At 70.2% G+C, this 15,752-nt stretch carries 12 protein-coding genes; 10 read left to right on the forward strand and 2 right to left on the reverse strand.

All coding sequences use genetic code 11. The features are described 5' to 3' along the window. Positions 1 to 144: 144 nt before the first annotated feature. On the reverse strand, positions 145 to 1,002 hold the full coding sequence (locus tag ABZ910_RS24590; RefSeq protein WP_361368839.1) for a phosphatase PAP2 family protein: 858 nt from the start codon (positions 1,000 to 1,002) through the stop codon (positions 145 to 147). A 168-nt stretch (positions 1,003 to 1,170) separates the two neighbouring features. After that, the gene (locus tag ABZ910_RS24595; protein WP_361368945.1) at positions 1,171 to 2,205 is read right to left on the reverse strand and encodes a LacI family DNA-binding transcriptional regulator; all 1,035 of its coding nucleotides are present in this window, start codon (positions 2,203 to 2,205) and stop codon (positions 1,171 to 1,173) included. Positions 2,206 to 2,734: 529 nt separating this feature from the next. Here ABZ910_RS24595 and ABZ910_RS24600 point away from each other — a divergent pair. The 10 genes from ABZ910_RS24600 (at position 2,735) to ABZ910_RS24645 (ending at position 15,716) form a co-directional block, all read left to right on the forward strand. Further along, positions 2,735 to 4,009, forward strand: coding sequence for an extracellular solute-binding protein (locus ABZ910_RS24600; RefSeq protein WP_361368841.1), 1,275 nt, complete (start codon positions 2,735 to 2,737; stop codon positions 4,007 to 4,009). A gap of 100 nt (positions 4,010 to 4,109) precedes the next feature. Further along, complete coding sequence (locus tag ABZ910_RS24605) at positions 4,110 to 5,114, forward strand: sugar ABC transporter permease (protein ID WP_361368843.1); 1,005 nt, start codon at positions 4,110 to 4,112, stop codon at positions 5,112 to 5,114. 19 nt (positions 5,115 to 5,133) lie between these two features. Then, on the forward strand, positions 5,134 to 6,036 hold the full coding sequence (locus ABZ910_RS24610; RefSeq protein ID WP_361368845.1) for an ABC transporter permease subunit: 903 nt from the start codon (positions 5,134 to 5,136) through the stop codon (positions 6,034 to 6,036). 90 nt (positions 6,037 to 6,126) lie between these two features. Further along, the gene (locus ABZ910_RS24615; RefSeq protein WP_361368846.1) at positions 6,127 to 7,833 is read left to right on the forward strand and encodes a glycoside hydrolase family 13 protein; all 1,707 of its coding nucleotides are present in this window, start codon (positions 6,127 to 6,129) and stop codon (positions 7,831 to 7,833) included. A gap of 139 nt (positions 7,834 to 7,972) precedes the next feature. After that, positions 7,973 to 9,346 (forward strand): alpha-amylase family protein, encoded by a 1,374-nt coding sequence (locus ABZ910_RS24620; protein ID WP_361368848.1) that lies wholly within the window; start codon positions 7,973 to 7,975, stop codon positions 9,344 to 9,346. A 132-nt stretch (positions 9,347 to 9,478) separates the two neighbouring features. Next, positions 9,479 to 10,990 carry an NAD(P)/FAD-dependent oxidoreductase gene (locus ABZ910_RS24625; RefSeq protein WP_361368849.1) on the forward strand — a complete coding sequence of 504 codons (1,512 nt, stop codon included), beginning with the start codon at positions 9,479 to 9,481 and terminating at the stop codon, positions 10,988 to 10,990. Between the two features lie 32 nt (positions 10,991 to 11,022). Next, a complete protein-coding gene (locus ABZ910_RS24630; RefSeq protein WP_361368851.1) occupies positions 11,023 to 11,982 on the forward strand; it encodes a diiron oxygenase in 960 nt (319 codons plus the stop codon). A gap of 79 nt (positions 11,983 to 12,061) precedes the next feature. Beyond that, a complete protein-coding gene (locus ABZ910_RS24635; RefSeq protein ID WP_361368853.1) occupies positions 12,062 to 13,726 on the forward strand; it encodes an FAD-dependent oxidoreductase in 1,665 nt (554 codons plus the stop codon). Positions 13,727 to 13,806: 80 nt separating this feature from the next. Then, the gene (locus ABZ910_RS24640; protein ID WP_361368855.1) at positions 13,807 to 14,949 is read left to right on the forward strand and encodes an acyl-CoA dehydrogenase family protein; all 1,143 of its coding nucleotides are present in this window, start codon (positions 13,807 to 13,809) and stop codon (positions 14,947 to 14,949) included. A gap of 74 nt (positions 14,950 to 15,023) precedes the next feature. Continuing rightward, positions 15,024 to 15,716: a TetR/AcrR family transcriptional regulator gene (locus ABZ910_RS24645; protein ID WP_361368857.1), complete on the forward strand. Its 693-nt coding sequence runs from the start codon at positions 15,024 to 15,026 to the stop codon at positions 15,714 to 15,716. Positions 15,717 to 15,752 lie beyond the last annotated feature (36 nt).

Raw genomic sequence — 15,752 nt, forward strand, 5'->3', positions numbered from 1 at the left:
CGTCCCCACGCGCCGGCCCCGAGGGAGCCGAAGGGGCGCGCCGGTGACGAGACGGCGCTCGCGCGGAGGCCCGAAGGGCTGAGCACGAGGGCCGTCTCGTCACCGGCTGAGGCGCCCCGTAGGCGACCGAGCAATAGACACGGCTCAGGCGCCCCGCAGGCGACCGAGCAGCAAATACGGCACCCGCCCGTACCAAACCCCAGCCACCGCAAATCCGAACCCCAGGCACAACCCCCCGCCCACCGCGTCCAGCCAGAAGTGGTTGGCGGTGGCGACGATGACGAGCAGCGTGGTGGCCGGATACAGCAGACCCAGCACGCGCACCCACGGCACCGACGCCAGGGCGAAGATCGTCAGCCCGCACCACAGTGACCAGCCGATGTGCATCGAGGGCATCGCGGCGTACTGGTTCGACATGTGCTTCAGGTCGCCGGAGGCCATCGAGCCCCAGGTGTGATGGACGGCCACCGTGTCGACGAAGCGGCCGCCGTTCATCAACCGGGGTGGCGCGAGCGGAAACAGGTAGTAGCCGACCAGGGCCACGCCCGTCGTCGCGAACAGCACCAGCCGTGTCGCGGCGTAGCGGCCGGGGTGCCATCGGTACAGCCACACCAGCACACCCAGCGTCACCACGAAGTGCAGTGTCGCGTAGTAGTAGTTCATGCTGACGATCAACCAAGTCACGGAGTTCGCGGCATGGTTGACGTACTGTTCGGCGGCGACACCCAGCTGGTGCTCGACCGTCCAGACCCAGTCGGCGTTGCGCAGGGCCTCGCCCTTCTGCTCCGGGACCGCGTTGCGGATGAGCGAGTAGGTCCAGTAACTCACCGCCACCAGGAGGATTTCGAACCACAACCGGGGTCGCCGGGGAGTCCGCAGATGACGCAGCTGCAGCGGACCACTGAGACGACGCAAGCGACCCGGTGCGTCCTCGCCCGTGACGGGCTGCGGAGCGGCCGTCTGTGCGCGACCTTCCGACTCTGTGACGGTCGAGTCACTCATGGGCATGGCCTAGAGTTTGCCAGAAAAGCCTTCTTCAATAGATCATCCCAAGGTCAGGTTCCTCTCGCATGTCCTACGGCGAGATGACGACCCGGGGAAGACTCAGAAAAGACGGCGATCCGGGAGGGACTCGGGGGAGACGGCGACCCGGCGAAACCCGGGCAGGCCTCAGGCCCGCACCCGCTCCCCAGGAGCCGAGGCGGTCGACCCCCGTACCACCAGCTCCGGCATGAACACGAACTCGCTGTGCGGCGCGGGCGTGCCGCCGATCTCCTCCAGCAGCGTGCGTACGGCCGCCTGCCCCATGGCCGGGACCGGCTTGCGGACCGTCGTCAGCGGCGGGTCGGTGAACGCGATCAGCGGGGAGTCGTCGAAGCCCACCACCGAGACGTCCCGGGGGACTTCCAGGCCGCGCTGCCGGGCCGCCCGGATCGCGCCGAGCGCCATCATGTCGCTGGCGCACACGATCGCCGTGCAGTCCCGGTCGACGAGCGCCGCCGCGGCCGCCTGCCCGCCCTCCAGGGTGTACAGGGAGTGCTGGACGAGCTCCGACTCGATCGCCTCCGTGCTCAGGCCCAACAGGTCCTGCATCGTGCGGACGAAACCCTCGATCTTCCGCTGAACGGGCACGAAGCGCTTCGGGCCGAGTGCCAGTCCGATCCGGGTGTGGCCCAGTGACACCAGATGGGTGACCGCCAGATGCATCGCGGCCCGGTCGTCGGGGGAGATGAACGGCGCCTGCACCTTGGGCGAGAAGCCGTCGACCAGCACGAAGGGCACGCCCCGTGCCCGCAGCCGCTCGTAGCGCTGCATGTCGGCGGTGGTGTCGGCGTGCAGCCCGGAGACGTAGATGATGCCGGCCACGCCGCGGTCGACGAGCATCTCGGTCAGCTCGTCCTCCGTCGACCCGCCCGGGGTCTGTGTGGCGAGCACCGGGGTGTAGCCCTGGCGGGTCAGGGCCTGGCCGATGACCTGGGCCAGGGCCGGGAAGATGGGGTTCTCGAGTTCCGGGGTGATCAGGCCCACCAGGCCCTCGCTGCGCTGCCGCAGGCGTACCGGACGCTCGTAGCCGAGGACGTCCAGCGCGGCGAGGACGGACTGGCGGGTGCCGGCGGCGACGCCGGGCTTGCCGTTGAGGACGCGGCTGACGGTCGCCTCGCTCACCCCCGCCTGCGCGGCGATGTCGGCGAGGCGGGTCGGCACGGGCCCGGACTCGCCGATCGGACGGCGTGCGCGAGCGGCCCCACGGCCCGCTGCCGGTTGCTGCGTCATCGCGCTCCCTCGTCCTTCTGCTCGGCCGCCCTGCCGGTCGGCGTCCGCCCTGTACGTCCCTGTACGCCGCCACACCCCGGTACGTCGACGCCGCAACGCCTCTCTACGTCGCCGTACGCCCGCTCTGCAAACGGATGATCCCGGCGGCGGACGGGTATGGCAAGAGCTTGCAGAGTCTTGCACAAGTGTGCCTCGGCCCGCTGAGCGGCCCGGTATCAGGGTCGCGAGGAGATCGAGACCCGGTCACGGCGGGGTAACTCTCCAAAGCCCTTGCACTTTTTTTCTGCAAGCTCTTTCGGCAGCGCTTACAACGCTGTTACGTTCTCGTCGCCCGGCGGCGTCCCCCACTCTCGGCTTCGCTCGAGCGGGGGCACCCCATCGACGCGGTCGGCAAGTCGCAGGGGGCGGCGGACGGGGCCGCGACCTGCACCACACGGGCTTTCACCCTCAAGGAGAACTCATGCGGCGTGGCATAGCGGCCACCGCGCTCGTGGCGTCCCTCGCCCTCGCGGCGACGGCCTGCGGCGGCGGCGACAGCGGCAGCGACAAGTCCGGCGGGCCGGTCACCATCACCTGGTGGGACACCTCCAACGCCACCAATGAGGCACCGACCTACCGGGCCCTCGTCAAGCAGTTCGAGGCCGCCAACAAGAACATCAAGGTCAAGTACGTCGACGTGCCCTTCGACCAGGCGCAGAACAAGTTCGACACGGCCGCCGGCGCCAAGGGTGCCCCGGACGTGCTGCGCTCCGAGGTCGGCTGGACCCCGGCCTTCGCCAAGAAGGGCTTCTTCCTGCCGCTCGACGGCACCGAGGCCCTCGCCGAGAAGGACAAGTTCCAGCCCAACCTGATCAAGCAGGCCCAGTACCAGGGCAAGACGTACGGCGTGCCGATCGTCACCGACACGCTCGCGCTGGTCTACAACAAGGCCCTGTTCAAGAAGGCCGGCATCGCCGAGGCGCCCAAGACCTGGGACGAGCTGAAGTCCGACGCCGCCAAGCTCAAGGCCAAGGCCGGTGTGGACGGCTACTCCGGCTCCACCCAGGCGTACTACGCGCAGAGCTTCCTGTACGGCGAGGGCACCGACACCGTCGACGCCGCCGCCAAGAAGATCACCGTCGACTCGCCCGCCGCCAAGAAGGCCTACGGCACCTGGCTCGGCCTGTTCTCCGGCAAGGGCCTGCACAAGGCCGACACCACCGCCGACGCCTACGCCCACATCCAGGACGCGTTCGTCACCGGCAAGGTCGCCTCGATCATCCAGGGCCCCTGGGAGATCACCAACTTCTACAAGGGCTCGGCCTTCAAGGACAAGGCCAACCTCGGCATCGCCACCGTCCCGGCCGGCTCCGCCGGCAAGGCGGGCGCCCCGACCGGCGGCCACAACCTCTCGGTCTACGCCGGCTCCGACAAGGCCCACCAGGAAGCGGCGCTGAAGCTCGTGCGGTTCATGACCTCGGCGAAGTCCCAGGAGGCCATCGCCCTGAAGAACTCCACGCTGCCCACCCGTGACGACGCCTACACGGCGCAGGTGAAGTCCGACCCGGGCATCGCCGGCTACCAGGGTGTGCTCGCCGCCGCCCAGCCGCGCCCGGCGCTGCCCGAGTACAGCTCCCTGTGGGGTCCGCTGGACACCGAGCTGCCCAAGATCGCCGGTGGCAAGGAGCCCCTGGACAAGGGCCTGAGCAACGTCGAGCTCGCGATCGCCAAGCTGGTCCCGGACTTCAGCAAGTAAGACCCGTGTGGCCGCCGGATCTCCCACTTGGGGGGAGGGATCCGGCGGCCACCGGCCTGTGCCCAGGCCCGCCTCCTGACCTCCCCGAAGGTGTCGAACCATGACAGTCGCCATCGACCGTGCGACCGGCAAGCGCCGCGGTGACCGTGCCCCGCGGCCCGGCCTGGGCCGGCGCGTCAAGAACGGATTCCACAAGCACTGGTACGCGTACGCGATGATCGCGCCGGTGCTCGTCGTGCTCGGCCTCATCGTGGGCTACCCGCTGCTGCGCGGCTTCTACCTCACCCTGACCGACGCCAACAGCCTCAACTCGGCGCGCACGATCGGCGTCAACCACATCGACGCCACCTACAAGTTCATCGGGCTGCACAACTACCAGGACGTCCTGTTCGGCCCGACGGCGTACGACCGGTTCTGGTCGCACTTCCTGTGGACCGCCTTCTGGACGGTCGCCTGTGTGACCCTGCACTACACCCTGGGCCTCGGCCTCGCGCTCATGCTGAACGAGAAGCTGCGCGGCCGCACCTTCTACCGGATGGTGCTCGTGCTGCCCTGGGCGGTGCCGACCTTCGTCAGCGTCTTCTCCTGGCGGATCATGCTCGCCGACTCCGGCGTGTTCAACCAGGTCCTCCACGCCCTCCACCTGCCCGAGCCCCAGTGGCTGGAGGACACCTTCTGGCAGCGGTTCGCCGCGATCATGGTCAACACCTGGTGCGGTGTGCCGTTCCAGATGCTCTCGCTGCTCGGCGGCCTGCAGTCCATCGACTCCTCGCTCTACGAGGCCGCCGAGATGGACGGTGCGAGCGCCTGGCAGCGCTTCCGGCACGTCACCCTGCCGGGGCTGCGCTCGGTCAGCGCCACCGTGGTGCTGCTCGGCGTCATCTGGACCTTCAACCAGTTCGCCATCATCTTCCTGCTGTTCGGCCCCTACAGCGCGCCCGACGCCCAGATCCTCGTCACCTGGGCCTACTACCTGGGCTTCGGCCAGCAGCCGCGCGACTTCGCCCAGTCCGCCGCGTACGGCGTGCTGCTGCTGTCGATCCTGGCCGTCTTCACCTCCTTCTACTTCCGCTGGCTGAAGCGCAATGACCAGCTCGCCGTCTGACGCCGCAGGAGCCGCCGCCATGAGCACCACGACCCTCGAGAAGTCACACGCCGAGCCGGCCCCCGCCGTCCGGTCCCGCCGGACCCGCCCGCGCGGCGAGCGCGGCCCGCTCGGCGCCGCCCTGCTGCACGGCGGCCTCGTCCTGGCGAGCCTCGTCGCGCTGGCCCCCGTCGGCTGGCTGTTCTTCCTGTCGCTCGGCCCGGACAAGGACGACTACCTGCACCCCGGCGCGATCGCCGGCAAGACCACCTTCGCCAACTACCGCTTCGTGCTGGAGCACACCCCGTTCTTCGACTGGCTCAAGTCGACGATGATCGTGGCCCTCGGCACCACCCTGATCGGCGTCTTCGTCGCCGCGACCACCGGCTACGCCGTCTCGCGCATGCGCTTTCCCGGCTACCGGTCGCTCATGTGGGTGCTGCTGCTCACCCAGGCCTTCCCGATCGCCATCCTGATCGTGCCGATGTACGAGATCTTCGGCGAACTCGGCCTCATCGACACCTACTGGGGCCTGATCATCATCAACTGCACCACCGCCGTGCCGTACAGCGCCTGGCTGCTCAAGGGCTACTTCGACACCATCCCCTTCGAGATCGACGAGGCGGGACGCGTGGACGGGCTCACCCCCTTCGGCACCTTCGCGCGGCTGATCCTGCCGCTGGCCCGCCCGGGACTGGCCGTCGCGGCCTTCTACAACTTCATCACGGCCGTCGGCGAGGTCGCCTTCGCCACCACGTTCATGCTGGACGACTCGAACTACACCTTCGCCGTCGGTCTGCAGAGCTTCATCAGCGAGCACGACGCGCAGTGGAACTACATGGCCGCCACCGCGGTGCTGATCGCGATACCCGTGTCCGTGTTCTTCTACCTTGTCCAGAAGAACCTGGTGACCGGCCTCACCGCGGGCGGCACGAAGGGCTGACGCCCCGACACCGCCGGCACGCGGCCGTCTCATGCCCGGCCGCCGCAGCCACGCCGCACTGACCGAACTCCTTTACGCAGCAAGGACGCCATGAGCCAGCACTCCGCCGACCCGGCCCCGAACACGGCCCTCGCCACCGTCGCCGCTCACCGCGACTGGTGGCGGGACGCGGTGATCTACCAGGTCTATCCGCGCAGCTTCGCCGACAGCGACGGCGACGGCATGGGCGACCTGGAGGGCGTACGTTCCCGACTCCCCTACCTGCGCGACCTCGGCGTCGACGCCGTGTGGCTCAGCCCGTTCTACGCCTCGCCGCAGGCCGACGCCGGCTACGACGTCGCCGACTACCGTGCCGTCGACCCGATGTTCGGCTCGCTGCTCGACGCCGACGCGCTGATCCGCGACGCCCACGCGCAGGGCCTGCGGATCATCGTGGACCTGGTCCCGAACCACTCCTCCGACCAGCACGAGTGGTTCAAGCGGGCCCTCGCCGAGGGGCCGGGCTCCCCGCTGCGGGACCGCTACCACTTCCGGCCCGGCAAGGGGAAGAACGGCGAACTGCCGCCCAACGACTGGGAGTCGATCTTCGGCGGCCCGGCGTGGACGCGGGTGACCGAGCCGGACGGCTCGCCTGGGGGCACCTCCCGGTCGAGGACTGGGGGAGAGTGGTACCTGCACCTCTTCGCCCCCGAGCAGCCCGACTTCGACTGGGACCACCCGGCGGTCGGCGACGAGTTCCGCTCCATCCTGCGCTTCTGGCTGGACATGGGCGTCGACGGCTTCCGCGTCGACGTGGCACACGGCCTGGTCAAGGCCGAGGGCCTGCCCGACCTCGGCGCCCACGACCAGGTGAAGCTGCTGGGCAACGATGTCATGCCGTTCTTCGACCAGGACGGTGTGCACGCCATCTACCGCCAGTGGCGCACCATCCTCGACGAGTACCCGGGCGACCGCATCTTCGTGGCCGAGGCCTGGACCCCCACGGTCGAGCGCACCGCGCGCTACGTCCGCCCCGACGAACTGCACCAGGCCTTCAACTTCCAGTACCTGAGCACCGACTGGGACGCCAAGGAACTGCGCACGGTCATCGACCGCACGCTGGAGGCCATGCGCCCGGTCGGCGCCCCCGCCACCTGGGTCCTGTCCAACCACGACGTCACCCGGCACGCCACCCGCTTCGCCAACCCGCCCGGCCTCGGGACCCAGATCCGCACCGCGGGCGACCGCGACCTGGGCCTCGCCCGCGCCCGTGCCGCCACGCTGCTGATGCTGGCGCTGCCCGGATCGGCGTACGTCTACCAGGGCGAGGAGCTCGGCCTCCCGGACGTCGTCGACCTGCCCGACGAGGTGCGCCAGGACCCGGCGTACTTCCGGGGCGACGGCCAGGACGGCTTCCGCGACGGCTGCCGGGTGCCGATCCCGTGGACGCGCACCGGCTCCTCGTACGGCTTCGGCAGCGGCGGGAGCTGGCTTCCGCAGCCGGAGAACTGGGGCGGGCTGAGCGTGCAGGCGCAGGAGGGGGTGCCGGGGTCGACGCTGGAGCTGTACCGCTCGGCGTTGCGCCTGCGCCGCTCGCAGCCCGATCTCGGCGCGGGCGACGCGGTGGAGTGGCTGCGCGCTCCCGAGGGCGTCCTCGCCTTCCGGCGCGGGGAGTTCGTGTGCGTCGCGAACACCTCGGGGGAGTCGGTGACGACCCGGTCGTACGGGCGGGTGCTGATCGCCAGCGGTGAGGTGACCGAGGCCGACGGCGAGGCGAAGGTGCCCGCCGACACGACGGTGTGGTGGACGACGGCCTGACGGTCCCGCGACCGGAAAATTCTGCCCTCGACTTCTCCCGGCCCGCTGCCCATTCGGGTGGCGGGCCTTTACCATCTGCGCCACCGCAAGCTTTTCGCAACCTTTCAGCAAGAACCTTCAACGACGAAGGAAGCCCCCCATGGCACGCAGAACCCTTGCCGGGGCCACCGCCCTGGCCGCTGCCGCTCTTGTCATGACCCCGACTATCGCCGACGCGTCGCCGCCCGGCACCAAGGACGTCACCGCCGTCCTCTTCGAGTGGAACTACGGCTCGGTCGCCCGCGAGTGCGGCACGACCCTCGGCCCCGCCGGTTACGGCTACGTCCAGGTCTCCCCGCCCGCCGAGCACATACAGGGCTCGCAGTGGTGGACGTCGTACCAGCCCGTCAGCTACAAGATCGCGGGACGCCTCGGTGACCGCGCCTCGTTCCAGAACATGGTGAACACCTGTCATGCGGCCGGGGTCAAGGTCGTCGTCGACACGGTGATCAACCACATGTCCGCGGGCTCGGGCACCGGTACCGGCGGCTCGTCGTACACCAAGTACAACTACCCGGGCCTGTACTCCTCGGCCGACTTCGACGACTGCACCGCCCAGGTCACCGACTACCAGGACCGCTGGAACGTCCAGCACTGCGAACTCGTGGGCCTCGCCGACCTCGACACGGGCGAGGAGTACGTCCGCCAGGCCATCGCGAACTACATGAACGACCTGCTCTCCCTGGGCGTCGACGGCTTCCGCATCGACGCGGCCAAGCACATCGACACGGCCGACCTGGCCAACATCAAGTCTCGCCTGACCAATCCGTCCGCCTACTGGAAGCAGGAGGTCATCTACGGCGCGGGTGAGGCGGTGCAGCCCACCGAGTACACGGGCAACGGCGACGTCCAGGAGTTCCGCTACGCCTACGACCTCAAGCGCGTCTTCACCACCGAGAAGCTCGCCTACCTCAGCAACTTCGGTGAGCCCTGGGGCTATCTGCCCGGCTCGGGCGCCGGCGTCTTCGTCGACAACCACGACACCGAGCGCAACGGCAGCACGCTGAACTACAAGGACGGCGCGAACTACACGCTGGCCAACGTGTTCATGCTGGCCTGGCCCTACGGCGCCCCGGACATCAACTCCGGGTACGAGTGGTCCAACGCGGACGCGGGTCCGCCCAACAACGGTGTGGTCAACGCCTGTTGGGTCGACGGCTGGAAGTGCCAGCACGCCTGGCCGGAGATCAAGTCCATGGTCGCCTTCCGCAACGCCACCCGCGGCCAGGCGGTCACCAACTGGTGGGACGACGGCGACAACCTCATCACCTTCGGCCGCGGCAGCAAGGGCTATGTGGTGATCAACCACGAGAGCACGACGGCGAATCGCTCGTACCAGACCTCGCTGCCCGCCGGCACCTACTGCGACGTACAGGCGAACCGGACCGTGACGGTCAACAGCACCGGCTGGTTCACGGCGTCGGTCGCCCCGAACACCGCGCTCGCTCTCTACGCGGGCAAGTCGACCTGCTGAAAGGGCAGTTCCCTCTCCCTGCCGTCGTTAGACGTGACGTAAATAACTTTGCGCGGCCGGTATCTGAAACACGCTGTCGCAGGTAGGTTGCGGCACTACACACGGCACGGCGGCAGGAAGAGGGAGACGCCCATGGAGCAACGGCATGTCGATGTGCTCATCATCGGCGCGGGACTGTCCGGCATCAGTGCCGCCTGCCACCTGGCCGAGCACAACCCCGGCAGGACGTACACGATCCTGGAGCGGCGCGCCCGCGTGGGCGGCACCTGGGACCTCTTCCGCTACCCGGGCGTCCGCTCGGACTCGGACATGTACACCTTCGGCTACCGCTTCCGCGCCTGGCACGGCACCAAGATCCTCGCCGACGGCGGCGACATCCGCGGCTACGTCCAGGAGACCGCCGACGAGCACGGCGTCTCCCGGCACATCCGCTTCGGCCGCAAGGCCGTCCGGGCGAGCTGGTCGAGCGAGGCCGGCCAGTGGACCGTCGAGGCCCTGGACGAGTCCACCGGCGAGAGCGAGACCTACACCTGCGCGTTCCTCGTCAACGCCACCGGCTACTACGACTACGACGCGGGGCACCGGCCCGACTTCCCCGGCGAGGAGCGCTTCACCGGGACCGTCGTCCACCCGCAGCACTGGCCCGAGGACCTGGACTTCCGCGGCAAGCGCGTCGTCGTCATCGGCAGCGGCGCCACCGCCATCACCCTGGTGCCCGCGATGGCCGGCGACGCGGCCCACGTCACCATGCTCCAGCGCTCACCGACGTACGTCCTGTCGCTGCCGCACCACGACCCGGTCGCGCGCCTGATGCGCAAGGCGGGCGTCCCGGCCGGGCTGGTGTACCGGTTCGGCCGCTCGCGCAACATCGCGCTCCAGCGGGCCCTGTACGCGGTCTGCCGGTCGGCGCCCACCGTCATGCGCAAGGTGCTGCTGGCCGGCGTGCGCGCACAGGTCGGCGGAAGCGTGGACATGCGGCACTTCACCCCGTCGTACAAGCCCTGGGACCAGCGGCTGTGCGTGGTGCCCGGCGGCGATCTGTTCAAGGCGCTGAGGAGCGGCGAGGCGTCCGTGGCCACCGGCCACATCGAGACGTTCACCGAGACCGGCGTCCGGCTGACGTCCGGCGAGGAGATCGAGGCCGACATCATCGTCACCGCCACCGGCCTGCGGGTGCAGATCGCGGGCGGCGCGCGCATCGAGGTGGACGAGCGGCCCGTGAACACCCGCGACCACGTCATCTACAAGGGCGTACTGCTCGACGGCGTCCCCAACCTGGCGATCGTCCTCGGCTACACCAACGCCTCCTGGACCCTCAAGGCCGACATGGCCTCCGAGTACATCAGCAGGCTGCTCACGTACATGGACGAGCGGGACTTCACCGAGGTCACCCCCGTCGCCACGGACGCCGACCGGGCCGCCGAGTCCGCGATGGGCGACTCGCTGACCTCCGGTTACATCGCGCGCGGCGACACCGTGATGCCCCGGCAGGGCACCCGCGCGCCCTGGCGCATCTGGAACAACTACTACCGCGACCGCCGTGCGCTGCGGCGCTCCCCGATCGAGGACCCGGCCCTGCGCTTCGGCCGCCGGGCCGCGGCCGCACGGCCCGCGGACCAGCCCGACCCGGCCTCCGTGGCCTGACCGTTTGACCCTCCGTCGGATCGAGGACAGCCATGACAAGGCAGCAGACGTATCACGAGGTGCTCCAGACCCTCTCCGAGGGATCGGTGCACGTCCACTTCGACGCGTTCACCGACATCGACTGGGACAACCCCGACTTCGCCGTCGATCCCCACGACCCCCGCTGGGTGCTGCCCGAGGCCGACCCGCTGGGCGGACACCCCTGGTACCGGGAGCAGTCGCCGGAGCGCCGGGCGGAGATAGGGCTGTGGCGGTACGCCAACGTCGCCAAGGTGGGCATGCAGTTCGAGAACGTCCTCATGCGCGGGGCGCTCGACTACCTCTTCCACCTGCGCAACCAGAACCCCGAATTCCGGTATCTCACCCACGAGATCACCGAGGAGACCCACCACACCCAGATGTTCCAGGAGTTCGTCAACCGCTCCGGCTTCGACGCGCACGGGGGCCGCCGCTCCTTCCGCGCGATCAGCCGCTTCCTGCCACTGGCCGCCTCGCTGCTGCCGGAGGCGTTCTTCACCGGCGTACTGGCCGGCGAGGAGCCGATCGACCACCTCCAGAAGGCGATCCTGCGCTCGGGCGAGGAGGGCCACCCCCTGCTGCGGCGGATCATGCAGATCCACGTCGCCGAGGAGGCCCGGCACATCTCCTTCGCCCACGAGTTCCTGCGCACCAAGGTCCCCGGCTACGGCAAGGTGCGCAGGGGCGCGCTGTCGGTCACGTTCCCGCTGATCATGCGCCTGCTGGGCGACGTCATCGTGATCCCGGACCGCAAGACCGCCGCGAAGATGGGCGTGCCGTACTGGGTGATCAAGGACATCTTCTGGAAGTCCGCCGACGGGCAGAAGATGCTGCGCGACCTCTTCGCCGACGTGCGCATGCTCGCCGAGGACATCGGGCTGATGAACAAGACCTCCCGGCGCGTGTGGAAGATGCTCCGCATCGACGGCCGCCCCTCCCGCTACCGCGGCCAGCCCTCGTCGCTGGCCGCCTGACCCAGCCGCGCGGGCAAGCCCCACCGACGAGTCGTACCACCGAGCCGCCCCATCGGGCGCCCGAGCGAAGAAGCCGCCCATGCCCTACGTCGTCACCCGGTCGTGCTGCGCCGACGCCTCCTGCGTGCTGGCCTGCCCGGTCAACTGCATCCATCCCGCGCCCGGCGAGCCCGGCTTCGCCGAGGCCGAGATGCTCTACGTCGACCCGCGCGCCTGCGTCGACTGCGGCGCCTGCGCGACGGCCTGCCCGGTGGACGCGCTCAAACCGCACACCCGGCTCACGGCGGGCGAGCGGCCGTTCCTCGACCTCAACGCCGCCTACTACGACGACGATCCGCATGCGGTCCGGACGCCGCTCGCGCTGGTTCCCAGGCAACGGCGGCTTTCCGACGGCGAGTTGCGGGTCGCCGTGGTCGGCGCCGGTCCGGCGGGGCTGTTCGCCGCCGACGAACTGCTCAAGCACCCGGGCGTCGGCGTGACCGTCCTCGACCGGCTGCCCACCCCCTACGGCCTGGCGCGCGCGGGGGTCGCGCCGGACCACCAGGACACCAAGCAGGTCACCCGGCTCTTCGAGGCCATCGAGGGCCAGCCCGGCTTCTCGTACCGGCTGGGCGTCGAGGTGGGCAGGGACCTGCGCCACGAGGACCTGCTCCGCACCCACCACGCCGTCGTCTACGCGGTGGGCGCCGCGACCGACCGGCGGCTCGGCATCGACGGGGAGGACCTGCCCGGCAGCGTGGCCGCCACCGACTTCGTCGCCTGGTACAACGGCCACCCCGACCACGGCGCCACGACGTACGCGCTGGACTGCGAGCGCGCGGTGGTCGTCGGCAACGGCAACGTGGCCCTGGACGTGGCCCGCGTCCTGACCGCCGACCCGGCGGCGCTCGGCCGCACCGACATCGCCGACGGCGCGCTGGAGGCGCTGCGCGGCAGTCGGGTGCGCGAGGTGGTCGTCCTCGGCCGGCGCGGACCCGCCGAGGCCTCCTTCACGCTGCCCGAACTGCTCGCGCTCGCCGCCCTCGACGACATCGACGTCGTCGTCGAGGGGTGGCCCGAGGGCCTGGCCGAGGACACCTCGGCCAAGACCGCGCTGCTCGCCGAACTCGCCGCCCGGACACCCGTGCCGGGGCGGCGGCGCATCGTGCTGCGCTTCCTGGCCACGCCGACGCGCGTCCTCGGCGGCGAGCGCGTGAGCGGACTCGAGGTCGCCCGCACCGAGCTGCGCACGGACGCCGACGGCACCGTACGGGCCGTCCCCACCGGCGCCACCGACGTCATCGAGACCTCGCTCGTGCTGCGCTCGGTGGGCTACCGCGCCCGCCCGGTGCCGGGCCTGCCGTTCGACGGGGCGACCGGCACGGTGCCGCACGAGCGGGGCCGCGTCGAGCCGGGCGTGTACGTCGCCGGCTGGATCAAGCGCGGACCCAGCGGGTTCATCGGCACCAACAAGTCGTGTGCGGAGGAGACCGTCGAGGCGCTCCTCGACGACTTCGAGGCCGGACTGCTCACCGCCCCTGCGGCCGGTACGGGCGGCGCGGACGCGACGGTCGCGACGGCGTACGCGGACGCCGTGGGACTCGACGGCTGGCAGGCGATCGACCGGGCCGAACGCGCGGCGGGCGCGCTCCGGGGACGCCCCCGCGTCAAGATCACCGACCGGGAGGCCCTGCTCGCCACGGCACGGCAGGCGCCCCCGGCGCCACGACGGCGCCTGCTCTTGCCGGTGGTGCGCCGGTCCTGACAGCGTGCTGTCCCGCCACACCCGCAAGCACCCGTTCGACCCGTACCTCATTGCCGCCTAGCGACAGGAACCGCCCCGCCATGGACCGCGTGCTGTACACCGCCGACCACGAGAGCTTCCGCGCCACCGTGCGCGCCTTCGTGGAGCGTCACATCACCCCCTTCCACAAGCAGTGGGAGAGCGACGGGATCGTCCCGCGTGAAGTGTGGACCGAGGCCGGCAAGCTGGGGCTGCTGGGCATGGACGTGCCGGAGGAGTACGGCGGCGGGGGAGTGGTCGACTTCCGCTACAACGCGGTGCTCAGCGAGGAGATCGTGCGCGCCGGGGCGTCCGGGGTCGGCTTCACGCTGCACAACGACGTCGTCGCCCCCTATCTGCGGGGGCTCGCCGACGAGGAGCAGAAGCGGCGCTGGCTGCCCGGCTTCTGCTCGGGCGAGCTGATCACGGCCATCGCGATGACCGAGCCCGGCGCGGGCAGCGACCTGCAGAACGTCCGCACCACGGCCGTGCGCGAAGGCGACCACTACGTGGTCAACGGCTCCAAGACCTTCATCACCAACGGCATCAACGCCGACCTGGTGATCGTCGTGGTCAAGACCGACGCGGAGAAGGGCGCCCACGGCACCAGCCTGCTCGTGGTCGAGCGTGGGATGCCCGGCTTCGAGCGCGGCCGGAACCTGGAGAAGATCGGCCTGAAGGCGCAGGACACCGCCGAGCTGTTCTTCGACGACGTCCGGGTGCCCGTGACGAACCTGCTCGACGAGGAGAACTCCGGGTTCGTCCACCTGATGAACGCGCTGCCCCAGGAGCGGCTCTCGATCGCGGTCGCGGCCGTGGCGGCGGCCGAGAAGATCTTCGAGACGACCCTGGAGTACTGCAAGGAGCGCACGGCTTTCAACCGGCCCATCGGCTCCTTCCAGGCCAACCGCTTCAGCCTCGCCGAGATGGCCACCGAACTCCAGATCGCCCGCACCTTCGTGGACCGCTGCATCACCGTCCACAACGAGGGCGGCCTCACGGTCGCGGACGCCGCCATGGCCAAGTGGTGGACGACCGAGCTGCAGAAGCGCGTCGTGGACACCTGCCTCCAACTGCACGGCGGCTACGGCTTCATGAGCGAGTACCCGGTCGCGCAGGCGTACCTCGACAGCCGGGTGCAGACCATCTACGGCGGCACCACGGAGATCATGAAGGAGATCATCGGGCGGTTCCTCGGGGTGTGAGGCATCCTCCGCGCGCTCGCGGCGCCGTCTCCGTGCGCCGCTGAGCCGTCTTGGCGCGTCGTTATGCTGATCGGATGGCGGACACCACGAAGCGGCGGGCCGAGGCCGACGGCCGCTCGACCCGCTGGAGCGCGCACAAGGCCCGGCGTCAGATCGACGTCATCGACGCCGCCGTGGCCGCCATCGAGGAGGAGGGGCCCGACGTCGGCGTCCAGCGGATCGCCGAACGCGTCGGGCTGCCGCGGTCGGTGGTGTACCGGCACTTCAAGGACCGTGCCGAACTCGACGAGCTGATACGCCGGCGCATCGTCGAGTCGCTCATGGCCGATCTCGCCCCGACCCTGGCGCCCGACGGCACGGTCATGGCGGCCGTCCGGCGTGCCGTCGACGCCTATCTCGGCTGGATCGGCCTGCACCCCCGGCTGCACGCCTTCCTCGGGGTGGGCACCGTCGCGCCGGGCGAGGGCTCCGGAGTGGTCGCGGGCACCAAGGTCGCGATCGCCCTGCGGGTCGGCGAGTTGTTCGCGGCCGTCCTGAAGTCCCACGGCCAGGAAGGTCCTTTGGCGCGGTCGCTCGCCGTCGGGGTCGTCGGATTCGTGGACGCCACGGTCAACGACTGGCTGGCGGCCACGTCGCGCGAGCTCACCAGCGGGCGGCTCGCCGAGTTCCTCACCTGCTCCATCTGGTCGGTGCTCGACGGCAACCTGCGCACCCTGGGCATCGAACTCGCCCCGGACCAGCCCCTGTCCGAGCTGCTCGGCGGCTGAGCACACCCGGCACACGAACCGGCACCCGCGCGCGGG

The sequence above is a fragment of the Streptomyces sp. NPDC046805 genome (genome assembly GCF_040645355.1).
Lineage (GTDB): Bacteria > Actinomycetota > Actinomycetes > Streptomycetales > Streptomycetaceae > Streptomyces.

Coding starts and splice junctions, on each gene's coding strand:
- ABZ910_RS24590 (WP_361368839.1), bottom strand. CDS start 1,002: ATGAGTGACTCGACCGTCACAGAGTCGGAAGGTCGCGCACAGACGGCC.
- ABZ910_RS24600 (WP_361368841.1), top strand. CDS start 2,735: ATGCGGCGTGGCATAGCGGCCACCGCGCTCGTGGCGTCCCTCGCCCTC.
- ABZ910_RS24605 (WP_361368843.1), top strand. CDS start 4,110: ATGACAGTCGCCATCGACCGTGCGACCGGCAAGCGCCGCGGTGACCGT.
- ABZ910_RS24610 (WP_361368845.1), top strand. CDS start 5,134: ATGAGCACCACGACCCTCGAGAAGTCACACGCCGAGCCGGCCCCCGCC.
- ABZ910_RS24615 (WP_361368846.1), top strand. CDS start 6,127: ATGAGCCAGCACTCCGCCGACCCGGCCCCGAACACGGCCCTCGCCACC.
- ABZ910_RS24620 (WP_361368848.1), top strand. CDS start 7,973: ATGGCACGCAGAACCCTTGCCGGGGCCACCGCCCTGGCCGCTGCCGCT.
- ABZ910_RS24625 (WP_361368849.1), top strand. CDS start 9,479: ATGGAGCAACGGCATGTCGATGTGCTCATCATCGGCGCGGGACTGTCC.
- ABZ910_RS24630 (WP_361368851.1), top strand. CDS start 11,023: ATGACAAGGCAGCAGACGTATCACGAGGTGCTCCAGACCCTCTCCGAG.
- ABZ910_RS24635 (WP_361368853.1), top strand. CDS start 12,062: ATGCCCTACGTCGTCACCCGGTCGTGCTGCGCCGACGCCTCCTGCGTG.
- ABZ910_RS24640 (WP_361368855.1), top strand. CDS start 13,807: ATGGACCGCGTGCTGTACACCGCCGACCACGAGAGCTTCCGCGCCACC.
- ABZ910_RS24645 (WP_361368857.1), top strand. CDS start 15,024: ATGGCGGACACCACGAAGCGGCGGGCCGAGGCCGACGGCCGCTCGACC.